The 2,434-nt window shown below is 75.1% G+C and carries 2 protein-coding genes and 1 pseudogene; all 3 read right to left on the reverse strand.

Going from position 1 to position 2,434, the window contains the following annotated elements; all coding sequences use genetic code 11:
- On the reverse strand, window positions 1–1,173 hold a 1,173-nt coding region (locus LCD31_RS28620), incomplete at its 3' end, for an MCE family protein (RefSeq protein ID WP_224963291.1).
- The gene (locus LCD31_RS28625; RefSeq protein WP_224963293.1) at window positions 1,173–2,225 is read right to left on the reverse strand and encodes an MCE family protein; all 1,053 of its coding nucleotides are present in this window, start codon (window positions 2,223–2,225) and stop codon (window positions 1,173–1,175) included. The genes LCD31_RS28625 and LCD31_RS28620, both read right to left, overlap by 1 nt.
- Window positions 2,225–2,434 (reverse strand): annotated as a pseudogene (locus LCD31_RS28630) (hypothetical protein); the annotation flags it as partial. The pseudogene LCD31_RS28630 and the gene LCD31_RS28625, both read right to left, overlap by 1 nt.

Consider the following 2,434-nt stretch of genomic DNA (forward strand, 5'->3'; position numbering starts at 1 on the left):
CCCCGCCCCTCCCGCTGCCTCCGCGGTGATGAGCTTGTCGGTGGGCACCGGGACCGCGTCGGGAACGGGGGCGCGGGGAACGTTGGCGGAGCCGCGGACGTTGGTGGGGCCGTCCGGCGGTTCGGCGCAGTGGATGTCCGGGTTCGCCGGGATCGGCGTGACGTCGTCGCCGGGGCGGCGTTCGGTTCCCTCGTAGCCCTTCTCGCAGGCCAGCGGGTTGAAGAAGTTGAGCACCACGCCCAGGTGCCCGCGCCCGTCGCCGTCCTGCGCGCTGTGGCTGGCCGCCGACATCATCGGCATCGCCACCAGCACGTTCTCCAGCGCCGGGCCGCGGACGTCGAGCAGCCGCGCGGTGGTGAGCAGGTTCGCGGTGGTCGCGGCGAGACCGGTGCCGCTGTCGCGCAGCAGGCCGTCGAGCTGTTCGGCGGCCGGTGGGGCGACGTCGGCGAGCCGCCGCAGGTCCGGGTCGGAGGCGCGCAGCTGTTCGGCGACCTGGCGCAGGCCGCGGCTGAACTCGATGATCTGTCCGGATTGCTGCTGCTGGGTGCGCAGCACCACGTCGGAGTTCGCCAGCAGCGCGGTGGTGCTCGGCAGGTTGCGGTCGGCGGCGGCGATGAGCGATCCGGTGCTGTCCAGCATCCGCTGCAGGTGCGGCCCGGTGCCCTGCAGCGCGGTGCCGGATTCCTCGACGACGGTGCGCAGCGCGTCCAGCGGCACGTCCGCGACGAGCCGGTCCAGGTTCAGCAGCAGCGATTCCGGCGGGGGCGGGAGTTCGGCGCGCTCGGCGGGGATCACCGACCCGTCCCGCAGCACCGGCCCGTGCCCGTCGTCGGGCCGCAGGTCGAGGTACTGCTCCCCCACCGCCGAGCGGTTCGCCACCGCCGCGCGCGCGTCCGCGGGGATCGGCGGGGCGGCGGAGTCGATGTGCAGGTCCAGCGCCGCTCCGCGGTCGGTGAGCCGCACCCCGGTGACCCGCCCGACGGCCACTCCCCGGTAGGTGACCTCCGAGTTGGTGAACACCCCGCCGGTGTCGGGCACCTCCACCACGACGGCGTAGCCGCCCGCCCCGACCAACCGGTCCAGCCCCGCGTAGCGGGCGCCGGTGAACCCGATGCCGACGACGGCGATGAGCAGGAACAGCCCCAGCCGGATCGTCGTGGCCCTGCTGAACATCACGGCCCCCCGAGCGGTAGCGGTGCGCCCGAGTCGGAGATCCCGGGCAGCGGCAGCAGCGGCCCGCTGCTGTTCGACAGGTTGCCGAGCACGCTGGTCAGGTCCAGGTCGAGGTCCACGTCGACGTTCACGAAATCGCCCTTGAGCGGGACCATCGCGTTCTCCGGGAACGGGTAGCTGGCCAGGTAGCCGATGGCCTTCGGCAGGTCGGTGCCCGCCTTCGCGAGTTCGCGCAGCGTCGGCGCGAGCGCGTCGAGGTCGGCGACCAGGTCGTCCCGGCTCGCGTCGGCCGTGCGCACCGCGACCTGGGAGAACCGGTCGAGGGCCCGCAGCATTCGCACCAGGTCGCCGCGCTGCCGCTCCAGGACGCGCAGTCCGGGTTCGAGCCCGTCCAGGCCGGTGGTGAGGTCGTCGAGCTGTCCGCGCAGGTCGGCGGAGAGCCGGTTCAGCCCGTCGAGCGCGCGGGTGATGTCCTGCTTCTGCTCGTCCAGCCGGGACACCGCTTCGTCCACTCGGGACAGCAGCGAGCGCACCTGCGGTTCGTTGCCGCCGAGCGCGCGGTCCAGTTCCTCGACGATGCCGTTGAGCTGCGCGACGCCGCCGCCGTTGAGCAGCAGGGACAGCGCGCCGAGCACCTCTTCGACCTGCGGGTTGCGGTCGGTGCGCTCCAGCGGGATCTCCGCGCCGTCGCGCAGCGGGCCGCCCGCGGGTTCGGCGGGCCGGGCGAGCTCGACGAACTTCTCCCCCAGCAGGCTGGATTGCCGCAGCCGCGCTTCGGCGTTGGCGGGCAGCCGCACGTCCCCGTTGACGACGAGGGTGACCACGGCGGTCGCGTTGTCGGGGGCGAGCCCGATGCCGCGGACCTTCCCGACCGGCACGTCGTCCACCTTCACCCCGGCTTGCGGCACCAGGTCGAGGACGTCGGCGAACCGCACCCGCACCTCGTACGGGTGGTCGCCGAGGTCGGCGCCGCCGGGCAGCGGCGCGTCCTGCACCGAGGCGCCGCAACCGGTGACCAGCAGCAGCGCGCAGCAGCCGAGCGCCCGGCGCATCACGGGCCACCGAGGCCGAGCGGCAGCGGCGGGAGCTCCCCGCGGGAGAGGTGGTCCACCGCTTCCCCGGGCGAGGGCAGCGGGACGGCACCGTCGAGCACCCCGGCCAGCCCCGCGCCGGGGCCCCCCCCCCCCGGCGGGGGGGGGGGGGGGGCCGCGGGGTGCCGCCGCGTTGGCCCCACCAGCCCCGGCGGGGGCGGGGGCGGGGG

This window comes from Saccharopolyspora sp. 6M (genome assembly GCF_020176775.1).
In the GTDB taxonomy this organism is placed as follows: Bacteria; Actinomycetota; Actinomycetes; order Mycobacteriales; family Pseudonocardiaceae; genus Saccharopolyspora_C; species Saccharopolyspora_C gregorii.